The sequence below is a fragment of the Bradyrhizobium sp. 61 genome (assembly GCF_023073075.1).
GTDB lineage: Bacteria > Pseudomonadota > Alphaproteobacteria > Rhizobiales > Xanthobacteraceae > Bradyrhizobium > Bradyrhizobium barranii.
In genome coordinates this window covers 1-13,992 of record NZ_JADPIU010000111.1, presented here as the reverse complement: position 1 = coordinate 13,992, position 13,992 = coordinate 1, and the positions used below count along the sequence as shown (strand labels likewise).

Below are 13,992 nucleotides of genomic sequence, written 5' to 3'. Positions count from 1 at the left end.
CGCCGGGATCGCCGACTCTCACCCTTTCACCGGGGCGATTCGTGGCGACATATCTGGACACGCTCAATGCGGAGCAGCGCCGCGCCGTGGAGCATGGCGTCGCTGACGGCGCGACCGTGGGCGCCCCCCTGCTCGTCATCGCCGGGGCGGGCTCCGGCAAGACCAATACGCTCGCCCATCGCGTCGCGCACCTGATCGTCGCAGGCGCCGATCCACGCCGCATCCTGCTGATGACGTTCTCCCGCCGCGCCGCGGCCGAGATGGCCGGCCGGGTCGAGCGCATCGCCCGAAAGGTGCTGGGCGAGAACAATGCCGCGATCATGCGCGACGCCCTCGCCTGGGCCGGCACGTTCCACGGCATCGGCGCGCGCCTCCTGCGCGAATATGCCGAGCGGATCGGCGTCGATCCAGCCTTCACCATCCACGACCGCGAGGATTCCGCCGACCTGATGAATCTGGTCCGGCACGAGCGCGGCCTGTCGAAGACCGAGAGCCGCTTTCCCGCCAAGGGCACGTGCCTGTCGATCTACTCGCGCTGCGTCAATGCCGAGATGGAGATCGAAAAAGTGCTCGGCCAGCACTATCCCTGGTGCGCCGGCTGGGCCGCCGAGCTGAAGGGCCTGTTCGCGGCCTATGTTGAGGCCAAGCAGACCCAGCACGTGCTGGATTACGACGACCTGCTGCTCTACTGGTCGCAGATGATGAGCGATGCGCTGATCGCCGAAGAGATCGGCGGCCGCTTCGATCACGTGCTGGTCGACGAATATCAGGACACCAACCGCCTGCAATCCTCGATCCTGCTGGCGCTGAAGCCGGATGGACGCGGGCTGACCGTGGTCGGCGACGACGCGCAGTCGATCTATTCATTCCGCGCCGCCACCGTTCGCAACATCCTGGATTTTCCGCAAAGCTTCTCCCCCCGCGCCGAGATGATCACGCTCGACCGCAACTATCGCTCGACCCAACCCGTGCTGGCGGCGGCCAACGGCGTCATCGGGCTTGCGCGCGAACGCTTCACCAAGAACCTTTGGACCGACCGCACCTCGTCGCAGAAGCCGCAGCTCGTCACCGTCCACGACGAGGCCGACCAGGCCCGCTACATCGTCGAGGAGGTGCTGGCCAACCGCGAGCAAGGCGCGCTGCTCAAGCACCAGGCGGTGCTGTTCCGGACGTCCTCGCATTCCGGTCCGCTGGAGATCGAGCTGACCCGCCGCAACATCCCCTTCGTCAAGTTCGGCGGACTGAAATTTCTCGATGCCGCGCATGTCAAGGACGTGCTGGCGCTGCTGCGCTTTGCCGAAAATCCGCGCGATCGCGTCGCCGGTTTCCGCATCCTGCACCTGTTGCCGGGCATCGGCCCCGCCACCGCGCAGCGCGTGCTCGACCAGATGGCGGAGAGCACCGACCCGCTTGCCGCGCTCGGCCAGCTTGCGGTGCCGCCACGCACCGGCGACGAGTGGACCGACTTCGTCCGCACGGTCGGAAATCTGCGTTACTCGGAATGGCCCGCCGATCTCGAGCGCGTGCGGCTCTGGTATGAGCCGCATCTCGATCGCATCCACGAGGATTCCGAGACGCGCCGCGCCGATCTCATGCAGCTCGAGCAGATCGCGAGCGGCTATGCCTCGCGCGAAAAATTCCTGACCGAGCTCACGCTCGACCCGCCGGATGCGACCAGCGACAAATCAGGTCCTCCGCTCCGCGACGAGGACTATCTGATCCTCTCAACCATCCACTCCGCCAAGGGGCAGGAGTGGAAGTCGGTGTTCGTGCTCAACGTCGTCGACGGCTGCATGCCGTCGGATCTCGGCGCCGGCACCTCGGCCGAGCTTGAGGAGGAGCGCCGCCTGCTCTATGTCGCGATGACGCGCGCCAAGGACGATCTCCACCTCGTCGTGCCGCAGCGCTTCTTCGTGCACGGACAGGCCGCCAAGGGCGACCGCCACGTCTACGCCTCGCGCACCCGCTTCATCCCGGAATCCCTCGTCTATCTGTTCGAGCGCACCGCCTGGCCGAAGGCGGCTTCGGCTGCGGCCCGCGCGGCGGCGCAGGGCCCGAAGATCGATATCGGGGCGCGGATGCGGGGGATGTGGCGGTAGGTAGACCTGAATCCCAGTACATCGATCCCTCGGATTGGCGCGGATCCTGCTTTCGCTGGCTGGTTTGGTGAGCTAGATCATCTGGAAAGAGGTGGCTTTTGCCAGAGGATCGCTTGTCACTGCGGCTTCCGTCGCTCAATGCCCTGAGAGCCTTCGAGGCTGTCGGCCGCACCGGCAGCATCAAGGCGGCAAGCGATGAATTGTCGGTGAGTCCGACCGTCGTCTCCCGACACATCCGCAAGCTCCAGCTCGACCTCAATGTCGCGCTGGTTGCGGCGCACGGACGCGGCCTGCTGCTGACGGCCGCCGGCGAAGCATTCCACGCCCGGGTCACCCGCGCCTTCGACATCCTGCGCCAGGCCAACGAAGATGTTCGTCCGGCCAGCCGCCGAACCCTGACGATCTGGTGCATTCCCGGCATCATCAATCAGCGCCTGCTCGCCCGTTTGCCCGCGCTCATGGCCAGTCTGCCGAACTACGACATCGCCCTGTATCCAACGCTGTCGCGTGCGGACTTCACGCGCGGCGAGGCTGATGCCGAGATCGTTCACATGAACATGATGATCAGCCGCCCGAAGGTCAGGACCGAGCTGATCGCGGCGCCGAAGATTCATGCCGTCGCAAGCCCCGCGTTCAGGGCGCGCCATCCCGTCGTCACTCAGGCTTCCGATTTCCTGAACCTGCCGCTGATCCACGAAGCCTCGACGCTCTATTGGGAGCAATGGTTCGAAAATGCGGGGGTCACCGACCTGCCGATGTTGCGAGGACCGCACCTCTGGCATGCCCATCTGACGATCGAGGCCGCAAGACAGGGACAAGGCGTCGCACTCGCAAACACGCTGCTCGTCGAGGAGGACCTCGCCGCCGGCAGACTGGTCGATCTTAGCCCTCACCCCGTCAGTCTCGGCGGTTACTACTTCGTCGCTGTTGCCAGACGTTGGGGCGACCCCGAACTGGTGGTGCTGCGCCGCTGGTTGAAGGAAGCATTCCAGGGGGGCATCGCCAGGACAATCGATGCGGCGGCTCGTTCTGAATAGGCCGCCTGTCCAGCGACAACGCGGACGCTCATCGTCGGCACACCGAACGCACTGATTGCAACCGTCGGCCACCGGCGGGTCAATCGTTCAAAAAACACACCATACAGATGCAAATTAGATGATTGTTGCGATTTTGGCTCTCGGCCAATCTGCAGGGATACACGGATCTCCGCACGTTCTGCCGCCGTAGCCAGAAGACGAGAATGACCAGCAACAATTTCATAAGTGTGTCAGCTTCCGCAGGAGTTGATCACGATTTGAAGATCGAGAGGCTCGTCAAGTTCTACGGAGACTTCGCGGCGCTGAACGATGTGTCCCTCACGGTCAAGCGCGGAGAATTTCTGACGCTGCTGGGGCCCTCGGGCTCAGGCAAGACCACGCTGCTGATGTCCATCGCCGGCTTCGTCCAGCCCGATCGCGGCGACATCCTGCTGGGCGGACAGAGCATCCTGCGACTCCCTCCCGAGCAGCGGAATTTCGGTATGGTGTTCCAGGGCTACGCCCTGTTTCCGCACATGACCGTGTACGACAACGTCGCGTTCCCGCTGAAGGTGCGCAAACGGCCTGCCGCCGAGATCAAGAGCAAGGTCGATGCCGCCATCGATCTGGTGCAGCTGAGCTCGCAAGCCGGCCGCTATCCGCGCCAGCTCTCCGGCGGCCAGCAGCAACGCGTCGCGCTTGCCCGCGCGATGGTCTTCACGCCTCACCTGCTTCTGCTGGACGAGCCGCTGAGCGCGCTCGACAAGAAGCTGCGCGCAGAGCTGCAAGACGAGCTGAAGCGATTGCACAAGCGGATCGGCCTGACCTTCATCTACGTCACCCATGACCAGGACGAAGCCCTGTCGATGTCAGACCGAATCGTGGTGATGCGAGACGGCAAGATGGTCCAGCAGGGATCGCCGACCGAGCTGTACGAGCGGCCCGCGACAAGCTTCGTCGCCAACTTTCTCGGCAAGAGCAATTTCCTCAAGGGCAGCGTGGACAATCACGTGGCCGGCGGCTTCGTGCTGACCCATCAGGGCGTGCGGATCATCCAGACGAGCGACGACTGCAATCGCCCGGCGATCGGCCAGCCCGTTGTGATCGCCCTGAGGCCGGAGAAGATCACGCTCGCCGGCAAAACCGGTCAACCCGACAATACGCTCAAAGGCGTCGTCTCCGAGTGGAGCTATCTGGGCTCACAATTCCGGCTCGTGGTCGCCACGCCGGAATTCGGCGACGTCGTCGTGATGATGCCGACCTGGCGACATGGCGAGCCGCCCGTCGCCGGCGACGCCGTAACGATCGGTTGGGACCACAGCGCCGGGACGCTGGTCACCGATGCCTGAACTGCAGTGCCGCAACAGTCGAAACAAACGAATGGGGCTTCCGTCATGAACGAACGCAATTCAATTTTCACCCCGACCCGGCGCGCCCTCCTGAAGGGAGGCGCCGGCCTTCTCGCCGCTCCCACAGTGCTCGCCGCCGGCGCTGCCCGCGCAGAGGCGCGCAAGGAGGTCGTCGTGGTCAATTACGGCGGCGCCGCCATGAAGGCTTTCGACGAAGCCTATGTGCAGCCGTTCGCCGCGCAGGGCGGCCGCATGGTGCTGGACGGCAGCGGCCCCCTCAACGGCAAGATCCTGACAATGGTCCAGTCGCGCAACGTCACCTGGGACATCTGCGATTGCGGCGTCACGACGCTGGCCGAGCTCGGGCCGCGCAACGCCCTGGAGAAGATCGACTACAGCATCGTCGACAAGAGCAAGGTCGCCACGGAATTCGCCTACGAGAACGGCGTCGTGAACTACATGTTCTCCTCCGTGCTCGCCTGGGACACGGCCAAGGTCAAGGAGACGCCGACCCTCGCAGACTTCTTCGACCTGAAGAAATATCCCGGCCGCCGCATGGTCCGCAAAGATTCCCAGGCCATGCTCGAGCTGTGCCTGATCGCCGACGGTGTCCCGCTCGACCAGCTCTATCCGCTCGACGTCAAGCGCGCCTTTGCCAAGCTCGGAACCATCAAGAAGGATGTGCTCTACTGGAACAGCGGCGCCGAAAGCCAGAGCCTGATGCGGGACGGCGAATGCGTCATGGGCCTGTTGTGGCACACCCGCGCCAACGTCCTCAAAGCCGAGACCAATAACCGCATCGCCTACACCTTCAAGGACGGTCTTCTGCAGCCCGGCTTGTGGGTCGTGCCGAAGAACAATCCGGCCGGCGCCGAGGCCTTCCGCGCCATCGCCTCCATGCAGCAGCCGGAGGGGCAGGTGAAACTTCTGACTGCGATGGGCAACGGTCCCTCCAACCCGGCGGCCCAGTCCATGGTGCCGGAAGCGCTGCGCGCGACCAATCCGGCCGATCCCGCAAACGCAGCGGTTCAGGCCAGGATCAACGCGGCCTGGTACATCGAAAACCATTCCAAGACCTTCCAGGCCTATCTGGATTTCATCTCCTCCTGACGTCCGTTACCGGCGGCGTGGCGCTCCTCGGCGCCGCGCTGCCAAAACCTCGCCAAGGTCGAGCGCCCGGGTCCGATATCGATGAGCTCTCCTGCAGATCAGCTGACGCCCTCGCCGTCCCGTTCGGGCTTCGGCGTAAACGCGCGCTACTGGCTGCTGATCCTGCCGGCCCTGGCGCTGATGATCGTTTGTTATATCTACCCGATCTCGAAGGTACTCTGGTTGAGCGTCACCGAGCCGCAGCCGGGCCTCGACAACTACGCCATGCTTGCGACCAGCGCGTCGATCCAGCGCATGCTGGCGACGACGGCGCGCATCAGCGTCATCAGCACTCTGATCACGCTCGTGCTCGCCTACATCGTATCCTACGCGCTGGTCCATACGAGCGAGCGGGTCCGCCGCTGGATGTTCCTCGGCGTTCTCGTGCCGCTGTGGATCTCTGTCCTGGTGCGCGCCTTCGCCTGGTTTGTGCTGCTGCGGCGCGAGGGTCTCATCAACAACATCCTGATCTCAAGCGGACTGGTCGACGCTCCACTCAGCCTGATCTGGAACGAGACCGGTGTGCTGATCGGCATGGTCCACTACATGCTGCCCTTCGGCATCCTCCCCATCTACGCCAACATGCGCGACATCGATCAACGATGCGTTGCCGCAGCCCGGGGCCTCGGTGCCAGCCGCGCTGTCGCGTTCCGCCAGGTGTTCTTGCCATTGTCGATGCCCGGAGTCGTCGGCGCCAGTATCCTCGTGTTCATCTTCTCCCTCGGCTTCTTCGTGACCCCGGCCATTCTCGGCGGCGGCAAGACTCTTATGATCGCCGAATATATCAAGGTCCAGATTCTCGAGATCGTCCGCTGGGGCGTCGGCAGCATGCTGGCCGGCACCCTGCTCATCATCATCGGCGGGCTGCTTGTTGCGCTCGCCCGCGTCGTCGATCTGCGCAAGCTGTTCGGGTCCATATGAGCACTAGCAGCGCCGCATTCGAAGGCTCCTCGCCCATGACGCGCTCGATCGCATGGGCGATTATCTGCTTTCTCGTCCTGCCCATCACCATCGTCTTCGCGGTGTCGCTGACCGATCGCCCCTATCTGTCGTTGCCTCGCGACGGCGTCTCGCTGCAATATTATCGCAACCTGCTGACCAGCCAGGCCTGGCTGACGAGCATCCTGCACAGCCTCGTCATCGCGATCTGCTCGACGGTCATCGCGACGGTCGCCGGAACGCTCTGCGCTATCGGATGCTGGCGTCTCGGCAACCGTGCCAGCAATATCGTCCGCCTCGTCATGCTGATGCCGATCATGGTGCCGACCATCGTCTACGCGCTCGGCATCTATCAGGTCTGGGTGGATCTCAGGCTGATCGATACCTACACCGGCGTGATCATCGCCCATGCGGTGACCGGCATGCCCTATGTGATCATCACCGTCTCGACGGCGCTCGCCGGCTTCGATCCCAGGCTCGAACAGGCGGCCCTCAACCTCGGCGCCAGCATTGGCCAGACGCTGCGCATGGTCATCATTCCGAACATTCTGCCGGGCATCATCTCCGGCGTGATCTTCGCCTTCATCCACAGTTGGGATGAGCTGGTGATCGTGCTGTTCATTGCCGGCCGCGGGGTTTTCACGCTTCCGCGGCGGATGTGGGACGGCATCAACGAACAACTCGATCCCACCATGGCCGCAGTCGCCGCCGTGCTCATCCTGATCACGGTCAGTCTTCTCTTCATCGATATCGCAGTCCGGGCGTACCGCTCGCGTTGAGCCCGCATGCGCCACACCATCCACTTCCCGCAGGAGACCCTCATGTCGATCATTTCCGAGCCAGAATTTCGCTACAACATGCTGATCAAAGCGTTTCCGTCGCGCGCCGAACCGGCCTTCGAGACGGAAACGGAGCAGGTCGGCGTTTGGGGGCGCCGCTGGGGCTGCAACAACGACGTCGGCCAGATCCGGATGGTGCTCATGCATCGCCCCGGCGCCGAGTTGAATATCGTTGACGCGAACAAGCGCCTGCCCGAGATCGGCGCCTTCGGCGACCCCGAGCAAGGCTGGTACTGGCGCGGTGACGTGATCCCGGATCTGGCCGCACAGCAGAGCCAGCATGACGCGCTCGCTCAGGCGTTACGCGAGGAAGGCGCGGAGGTCGTCTATGTCGATCAATGCGCGCCGGGCAAGATGAAGACCGTCTACACGCGCGACAGCGTGATTGCCGTTGACGGCGGCGCCATCGTCACCCGCCTCGGCCCCCCGATCAGGCGCGGGGAAGAGCTGCCGGTCAGCCGTACCCTGGCCAAGCTCGGGATGCCGATCCTCAGGACGATCTCCGGCACGGGACTCATGGAAGGTGGCAGCTTCGCCTTCATCACGCCCAAGGTCGCGGTCGTGGGGCTGTCGAGCCGCGTCGACGAGGAAGGCGCGCGCCAACTCGAGGAAGTGTTGCGCACGCAGGGCGTGGAGCTGCTGCGCGTCCAGCTGACCGGCTATCGGCTGCACATCGACGGCATGTTCGTGATGATCGACCGCGATACCGCCTTCGTGAACCCGACGTTGCTGCCGTTCTGGTTCCTTGAAAAATTGAAGGAACTCGGGATTCGCCAGATCGAGGTCTGTCCCGATGACCAGAACTGGGTGATCAATTGTCTCGCCGTACGCCCGGGCCATGTCATCGTGCCCGAAGGCATTTCGCCGCGGACCATGGAGAAATTCGCCAAGGCCGGCATCACCACGCGCGTTGTGGCTTACGACAAGGTCGCGCTCGGCGGCGGCGGCATCCACTGCTCGACCTCGCCGCTGATCCGCGATCCGCTCTGACTGTCATGAGCGCGAGGCGGCAACGACATCTGCCGCCTCGTGACCGCGCAGAGAGCAAGGGTCTACCAAACGGAAACCGAGCATTTCCGAAACCCGCCTTGTGACCCGGCGGCCATCCACTAGATGTCGTCGATCCTCCCCACAGAGACCTGATCGATGACCGCACCGCTCGAATTCGGACTGGATACCTTTGGCGACGTCACCAAGGACGACACAGGCAAGACGCTCGCGCACGCGCAGGTGATCCGCAACGTCGTCGACGAGGCCGTGCTGGCTGACGAGCTCGGCCTCGATTTCATTGGCCTCGGCGAGCACCACCGCGCCGACTTCGCGATCTCCTCGCCCGAGACCGTGCTGGCCGCGATCGCGTCGCGCACCAGGCGCATCCATCTCGGCTCGGCCGTGACGGTGCTGAGCTCCGACGATCCGATCCGCGTGTTCCAGCGCTTTGCCACGCTCGATGCGCTCTCCAACGGCCGCGCCGAGGTCATCCTCGGCCGCGGCTCCTTCACCGAGTCCTTTCCGCTGTTCGGCTTCGACCTGCGCGCTTACGAGGCGCTGTTCGAGGAGAAGCTCGACCTGTTCACGGCACTCTTGTCGCAGCAGCCGGTGACCTGGGAAGGCAAGCTGCGTCCGCCGCTGAAAGAACAGCTGGTCTATCCGCCGGTCGAGAGCGGCCGGCTTAAGACCTGGATCGGCGTCGGCGGCAGCCCGCAATCGGTGGTGCGCGCCGCGCATTACGACCTGCCCCTGATGCTCGCGATCATCGGCGGCGATCCCGCGCGCTTTGCGCCTTACGTCGATCTCTATCACCGCGCTTTCAAGGAGTTCGGCCGCCCCGCGCAGCCGATCGGCGTGCACTCGCCCGGTTACGTCGCCGAGACGGACGAACAGGCGCGCGAAGAGCTGTGGCCCGACTACAAGGCGATGCGCGACCGGATCGGCAAGGAGCGCGGCTGGCCGCCGATGGGCCGCGACGAGTTCGTCAATGAGGCCGAGCACGGCTCGCTCTATGTCGGCTCGCCGGAGACCGTCGCGCGCAAGATCGCCAAGACCGCAAAGGCGCTTGGCACTTCGCGCTTCCAGCTGAAGTATTCGGCGGGGCCTTTGCCGCACGAGAAGCTGATGCGGAGCATCGAGCTTTACGGGGGGAAAGTGGTACCGCTGGTCAGGGAGATGATGGGGTGAGGCGATAGTCCGTTTTCACTTTCGCTCACCAGAATCTCTTCTTCGCGAAGGCGTGGCCCGAACCCGACTTCAAATAACGTTCAAAGGCTCTCGCCTTCTCGATATTTGAGAAGGCCACATAGGTAACCAGCCTCCAAGGCATGTATTTGGAGGTATGCGGAGACTTGCCCGCGTTATGATCCGCTAGCCGTTTTTTGAGGTTCGCCGTCAGGCCAATATAGCGCTGACCGCCGAAAGCGTCGCTCTCCAGAAGATAGACATAGTGCATGGGGCCGCCCTCCTTCGCCAAGGCTTCAGAGGGCATCCTGCTTCGCGCAGTTGAAGGCTGTAAATCCTGCGAAGCGCGTCAGCGCGAAGCAGGATGGTGGGGGAGGCAGGACTCGAACCTGCGAAGCCATGAGGCGGCTGATTTACAGTCAGCTCCCTTTGCCACTCGGGACACTCCCCCGCTCGACGGCAGCACAATCGGGCCGGACCTTGCCGGCGACCGAAGACGGCCATGGAACGTGAAGGCCGCGACAGCCCGGATGGGGGCGCGACCGGGCGCGTTTATGGGCGATGCGGTGGGGCAAAGTCAACCGAGGCGAACAGTTAAAATCGCCCCCGAAGCCACCCAAATTGCCATATTCCGGGACCCGTGACACAAGCGAGCCCATGAAGGATCGAAAATTCACCCCAAGGGGCCCCCGCGGCGGGGCTAAGCCCTTCAACAAGCCCGGAAAATCAGCCGGCCGGCCGGCTTGGCGCGACCGCGATTCGCAGTCCGACGGACCGGTCATCCTCTATGGCTGGCACACGGTGACCATGGCGCTCACCAACCCTCAGCGGCAGATCCGCAAGCTGACGCTGACCGAGAACGCCGCAAAGCGGCTTGCGGACGAGAACATCGCCACCCGCGTCACGCCCGAGATCGTCCGGCCCCAGGAGATCGACCGCCTGCTGTCGCCCGACGCCGTGCACCAGGGCCTGCTGGCCGAGGCCGACGCCCTGCCCTCGCCCGACATCGAGACCCTGGAGCAGGAAGGCATGGTGCTGGTGCTCGACCAGATCACCGATCCGCACAATGTCGGCGCCATCCTGCGCTCCGCAGCGGCGTTCGCGGTGAAGGCGATCGTCACCACGGCGCGCCACAGCCCCGAGGCAACCGGCGTGCTGGCCAAGGCCGCCTCCGGTGCTCTCGAGCTGGTGCCAATGGTGACCGTGCAGAACCTCGCCCGCGCACTCACCGCGCTGAACGAGCGCCGCTTCCAGACCGTTGGGCTGGACAGCGAAGGCAGCGAGGACCTCTCGAACGTCACGCTGCGCGAGCCGCTCGCGCTGGTGCTTGGTGCCGAAGGCAAGGGCCTGCGGCAATTGACCCGCGAGACATGCAGCGTCGTGGCGCGGCTCGACATGCCCGGCGAGATCAAGAGCCTCAACGTCTCCAACGCCGCCGTGCTCTCGCTCTATGTCGGCGCGAGCCGTCTCGGGCTGATGAAGCGCTAGAGCGTTTTCGCGCGAAGTGGATACCGGTTCGCGTCAAGAAAACGCGTCGAACTAAGAATCCAAAAAACAAAACGCCCGTCCGCATCACGCGGGCGGGCGTTTCTCAATTCAACCGATCAAACGATCAGTAATAGCGGCGCAGCACGCGGTGGCCGCCGTAATACGGCGCGCGGTGGGCGTAGCCGTAGCGCGGACCGTAGCCGTAGTGCGTGCGCGGCAGATAGCCGTAGCGCGGGCCATAGCCGTAGCGATACGGACGATAGTACGGGCGCTGATAGGGATAGGCGGCGGCGGCACGATAGCCATAGCCGTTGCCGTAGCCATAACCACGGCCGTAGCCGTAGTTGGCGGGCGCGACGACTGCGTCCTCACGATAGGTCGGGTACGGCGCGAATGCGCCCGGTCCGGTGTAGGTCGGCCCCTGGTTGACGTAGTAATATTGCGTGGCTGGCTCGGCGAGGTGCTCAAAGCCCCATCCGCCATAACCCGGGCCATAGCCCCAGCTACCGCAACCCGTGTTGCAGCCGCTATAGACCGGCGCAACCGGCGCGCACGTGCTGAAGCCGCAAGCCGCGGCGGGCGCGGTGGCGACGAACATCACGGCAGCCGCCGCAACCAGTCCCGAAATCATCTGACGCATTACTCTCTCCTGTTGATTTTCGTATCTTGGATTTTTTCTTGAATTTTTGACGTTTCTTAAGTTGGCGGCCTTCCGGGCGCCTCTGCATGCGGCCGCGGCCGAGGACGCCGCGGACGGTCGTTGATCTCAGGCGCAAAGATCACCGGCGGCGGATTGACGGGCGCGTCCATCTGCGGCGGCAGCGGCGCCGATTGCACACCCCAGCTCTGGTGATAGCTCTCGGCGGGCCTGGGCAATTTGCGGTTGGCGGGCGGCTCGACCTCGAGCCGGCCGTAGCCGGGCCGCAGGCCCATGGTCGGATAATAATGGCCGACGTCCTCGGGCTGCCGCTCGGCGATGTAGCGCCCGCCATAGATGGTCGGCTGCACCTGGACGTTCTTGCCGAGGCCCCAGACACCCTCGACCACGCTGTAGGACGCGTCGATGTTGTCGATGATGATGGGCACGCCCGGGCGGCCGGGAACGACGATATCGAAGCCGCCGCCGGCAAACGCCGTCGCGGGCACTCCGATCAGAAAGGCGGCGAGCGCGAGAGTGCGCATGGAAGGATCCCGGTTTATCCGACGCTCAACCTATCCGATCGCCACGCGGAGAGGGTTAAGGCCCGCTCACCAATTTCCGGTAAGCCTAACGTGCAAGGGTCGATAGCGGCTCAAATGCCGCAAGCTGCGCTAGCGAAGCGTTAACGGGACACAAACTCGCCGCACATGCTGGATCGCACGAGGTTGCGTGGCACAAACTGTACATCCTCGGCGAGCTCACGTCGATGTGACCCCACATGCGAGAAGCCGCGGAACGACTGCCGGATGGCGCGCTTAGCACAGGTCTCAACAACATGGAGCAAATGCCATGACGAGCCTGAAGCTTCTTGGCTTGGCCGCGATCGTCGCGTCCACGCTGGCAACACCGGCCTTCGCGCAAACGACAGTCGACAATTCGGGCCGCTGCACGGGGCTCTTCCAGGATCCCAATTGCCAGAATCTCACCCCCGGCAATCCCACCACCGATCGCGCCTCTCGGCGCCGGCACATGGCCCGCGGCCAAGTGAATCCGGATGACGGAACTCGATCGGGCTTCTGGCCGGTCGACAGCGCAGGCGCCGTTGCTGGCGCCGCCGTCGGCACCGCGGCAGCCGTTGCATCCGCGCCGTTCCGCGGCTGGGACAATTCCTACGCCTATGACAATTCCGGTGGATATGCCGGCGGCCGTAGCGAAATGGGCTGATACGGCAATTGGGATACCTATGCGGCCCGCAACGGCATCGTTTGCCGGCCCGGGACCTGGTACAAGGGAGCGGACGGCCTCCAGCACATCTGCCAGTAACACGGCACAAGTCGGGTGAAGAGGATCAGGCGGCCCTACGGGCCGCCTGTTTCATGGCGGCGAAACGCACCTCTGGAAGCATGGAATGCCGAAAAGTTCACTTCGCGGATATGAGGTGACACATGAAACGACTACCCGGCACCGCCGCCAACGGCAGCGCCGCTATCATCGGGTCGTGGAACGGCGACAAGGCTGCGATGGCCAAGTGGTGCGCTGGCGCTCCCAAGACGCTGCGCATGATCGAAGAGGGTATGAAGCCATGAAGTTTGCGCTCACTGCAATGCGCAGGCGCAGACGATGGAGGAAAAGGTCGCTAGTGCTTTAGCGCGGCGCGTTCGCTAACTTCTTAGCGACCCTTTGTCTTCATGATCTCGTCTATCATCATGAGCGTATCTTTATACGCTTGATCCATCACCGGGCGGCAAGTGCCCTCGTATTGATCACGCAACACTTTGATGTTGTCGCACTTGCGCGACATCTCGTTTGTCATCTTGTCGTTGGCGACCGTAGCCAAGGCTCCAATCGCTTCTTTGGAAACGCCAGCCTGCGCACCTATGCGAATGCTGCGACCGTGCAACACGCCTGCTGCAGTCTTGAGTTTGCCGAGCAAAGGGTCGCTTGGGTCTTTTTGCTCACGACAGACGGCATCAATAGTCGCGTAATTCGCGCAGTTGATTGCATCGTCTAGAGGCGCCGCGCGAGCGTCGGCGGCTGCGAGCACCGCGGCGATGGCGAGAAAGCGTTTCATGTCTCGTCCTCACTCCAAAGGGACGTATTTGGTTCCGAGACCGCGCAAGGCTTTGACAGCTTTGGAGCACCATTCGTTTTGTCAGCTTTAGTCTTCCAAGAATCGGTTGACGGTTGCGTCGACGATCAGTATCCCTCCATTGAAGGCCGCCTTGTTTGACGAACGTTATAGCTGCAGGTCCTAGGGGTAATCCTAGGAGAAGTGGTATGACGATTTCGAGGACGGAG

Annotated in this window: 14 protein-coding genes, 1 tRNA gene and 1 pseudogene; 11 read left to right on the top strand and 5 right to left on the bottom strand. The window is 63.6% G+C overall.

The genetic code is table 11. The features are described 5' to 3' along the window. Positions 1 to 41 precede the first annotated feature (41 nt). The 8 genes from IVB46_RS41895 to IVB46_RS41860 all read left to right on the top strand — a co-directional run bounded on the left by IVB46_RS41895 (position 42) and on the right by IVB46_RS41860 (position 9,569). Positions 42 to 2,099 (top strand): ATP-dependent helicase, encoded by a 2,058-nt coding sequence (locus IVB46_RS41895; protein ID WP_247307507.1) that lies wholly within the window; start codon positions 42 to 44, stop codon positions 2,097 to 2,099. A gap of 113 nt (positions 2,100 to 2,212) precedes the next feature. Continuing rightward, complete coding sequence (locus tag IVB46_RS41890) at positions 2,213 to 3,136, top strand: LysR substrate-binding domain-containing protein (protein WP_063982543.1); 924 nt, start codon at positions 2,213 to 2,215, stop codon at positions 3,134 to 3,136. Positions 3,137 to 3,393: 257 nt separating this feature from the next. Continuing rightward, the gene (locus tag IVB46_RS41885; RefSeq protein ID WP_247307511.1) at positions 3,394 to 4,464 is read left to right on the top strand and encodes an ABC transporter ATP-binding protein; all 1,071 of its coding nucleotides are present in this window, start codon (positions 3,394 to 3,396) and stop codon (positions 4,462 to 4,464) included. Positions 4,465 to 4,509: 45 nt separating this feature from the next. Next, entirely contained in the window at positions 4,510 to 5,574 is a 1,065-nt protein-coding gene (locus IVB46_RS41880; RefSeq protein ID WP_247307513.1) for an ABC transporter substrate-binding protein, read from the top strand. Between the two features lie 81 nt (positions 5,575 to 5,655). Continuing rightward, positions 5,656 to 6,534, top strand: coding sequence for an ABC transporter permease (locus IVB46_RS41875; RefSeq protein ID WP_247307515.1), 879 nt, complete (start codon positions 5,656 to 5,658; stop codon positions 6,532 to 6,534). A gap of 35 nt (positions 6,535 to 6,569) precedes the next feature. Beyond that, the gene (locus tag IVB46_RS41870) at positions 6,570 to 7,331 is read left to right on the top strand and encodes an ABC transporter permease (RefSeq protein ID WP_247307518.1); all 762 of its coding nucleotides are present in this window, start codon (positions 6,570 to 6,572) and stop codon (positions 7,329 to 7,331) included. A gap of 42 nt (positions 7,332 to 7,373) precedes the next feature. Next, on the top strand, positions 7,374 to 8,381 hold the full coding sequence (locus tag IVB46_RS41865; RefSeq protein ID WP_247307529.1) for an arginine deiminase family protein: 1,008 nt from the start codon (positions 7,374 to 7,376) through the stop codon (positions 8,379 to 8,381). 156 nt (positions 8,382 to 8,537) lie between these two features. Continuing rightward, positions 8,538 to 9,569 carry an LLM class flavin-dependent oxidoreductase gene (locus IVB46_RS41860; RefSeq protein ID WP_247307532.1) on the top strand — a complete coding sequence of 344 codons (1,032 nt, stop codon included), beginning with the start codon at positions 8,538 to 8,540 and terminating at the stop codon, positions 9,567 to 9,569. Between the two features lie 25 nt (positions 9,570 to 9,594). Here the strand turns inward: IVB46_RS41860 and IVB46_RS41855 are convergent, their stop codons facing one another. Both IVB46_RS41855 and IVB46_RS41850 read right to left on the bottom strand, forming a co-directional pair. Then, positions 9,595 to 9,837 carry a GIY-YIG nuclease family protein gene (locus IVB46_RS41855; protein WP_247307535.1) on the bottom strand — a complete coding sequence of 81 codons (243 nt, stop codon included), beginning with the start codon at positions 9,835 to 9,837 and terminating at the stop codon, positions 9,595 to 9,597. 94 nt (positions 9,838 to 9,931) lie between these two features. Next, positions 9,932 to 10,017: transfer RNA gene (locus tag IVB46_RS41850), tRNA-Tyr, on the bottom strand. A 206-nt stretch (positions 10,018 to 10,223) separates the two neighbouring features. On the opposite strand from IVB46_RS41850, the gene rlmB reads away from it, so the two are divergent. After that, positions 10,224 to 11,054: a 23S rRNA (guanosine(2251)-2'-O)-methyltransferase RlmB gene (rlmB, locus tag IVB46_RS41845; RefSeq protein WP_247345547.1), complete on the top strand. Its 831-nt coding sequence runs from the start codon at positions 10,224 to 10,226 to the stop codon at positions 11,052 to 11,054. 124 nt (positions 11,055 to 11,178) lie between these two features. Here rlmB and IVB46_RS41840 read toward each other — a convergent pair whose 3' ends face one another. Continuing rightward, the gene (locus IVB46_RS41840) at positions 11,179 to 11,694 is read right to left on the bottom strand and encodes a hypothetical protein (RefSeq protein WP_063982537.1); all 516 of its coding nucleotides are present in this window, start codon (positions 11,692 to 11,694) and stop codon (positions 11,179 to 11,181) included. A gap of 56 nt (positions 11,695 to 11,750) precedes the next feature. Further along, positions 11,751 to 12,236: a hypothetical protein gene (locus IVB46_RS41835; protein ID WP_247307559.1), complete on the bottom strand. Its 486-nt coding sequence runs from the start codon at positions 12,234 to 12,236 to the stop codon at positions 11,751 to 11,753. A gap of 307 nt (positions 12,237 to 12,543) precedes the next feature. Between IVB46_RS41835 and IVB46_RS41830 the strand changes: the two are divergent. After that, positions 12,544 to 13,017, top strand: a pseudogene (locus IVB46_RS41830) (hypothetical protein). A gap of 122 nt (positions 13,018 to 13,139) precedes the next feature. Continuing rightward, the gene (locus IVB46_RS41825) at positions 13,140 to 13,280 is read left to right on the top strand and encodes a hypothetical protein (protein ID WP_247307562.1); all 141 of its coding nucleotides are present in this window, start codon (positions 13,140 to 13,142) and stop codon (positions 13,278 to 13,280) included. A gap of 83 nt (positions 13,281 to 13,363) precedes the next feature. Here the strand turns inward: IVB46_RS41825 and IVB46_RS41820 are convergent, their stop codons facing one another. Beyond that, on the bottom strand, positions 13,364 to 13,765 hold the full coding sequence (locus IVB46_RS41820) for a hypothetical protein (RefSeq protein ID WP_247307565.1): 402 nt from the start codon (positions 13,763 to 13,765) through the stop codon (positions 13,364 to 13,366). Positions 13,766 to 13,992 lie beyond the last annotated feature (227 nt).

Bases quoted from the DNA above. Each gene is read 5' to 3' on its own strand.
- IVB46_RS41825 (WP_247307562.1), top strand. From the start codon at position 13,140: ATGAAACGACTACCCGGCACCGCCGCCAACGGCAGCGCCGCTATCATC.
- IVB46_RS41865 (WP_247307529.1), top strand. From the start codon at position 7,374: ATGTCGATCATTTCCGAGCCAGAATTTCGCTACAACATGCTGATCAAA.
- IVB46_RS41820 (WP_247307565.1), bottom strand. From the start codon at position 13,765: ATGAAACGCTTTCTCGCCATCGCCGCGGTGCTCGCAGCCGCCGACGCT.
- IVB46_RS41855 (WP_247307535.1), bottom strand. From the start codon at position 9,837: ATGCACTATGTCTATCTTCTGGAGAGCGACGCTTTCGGCGGTCAGCGC.
- IVB46_RS41875 (WP_247307515.1), top strand. From the start codon at position 5,656: ATGAGCTCTCCTGCAGATCAGCTGACGCCCTCGCCGTCCCGTTCGGGC.
- IVB46_RS41840 (WP_063982537.1), bottom strand. From the start codon at position 11,694: ATGCGTCAGATGATTTCGGGACTGGTTGCGGCGGCTGCCGTGATGTTC.
- rlmB (WP_247345547.1), top strand. From the start codon at position 10,224: ATGAAGGATCGAAAATTCACCCCAAGGGGCCCCCGCGGCGGGGCTAAG.
- IVB46_RS41880 (WP_247307513.1), top strand. From the start codon at position 4,510: ATGAACGAACGCAATTCAATTTTCACCCCGACCCGGCGCGCCCTCCTG.
- IVB46_RS41835 (WP_247307559.1), bottom strand. From the start codon at position 12,236: ATGCGCACTCTCGCGCTCGCCGCCTTTCTGATCGGAGTGCCCGCGACG.
- IVB46_RS41870 (WP_247307518.1), top strand. From the start codon at position 6,570: ATGACGCGCTCGATCGCATGGGCGATTATCTGCTTTCTCGTCCTGCCC.
- IVB46_RS41860 (WP_247307532.1), top strand. From the start codon at position 8,538: ATGACCGCACCGCTCGAATTCGGACTGGATACCTTTGGCGACGTCACC.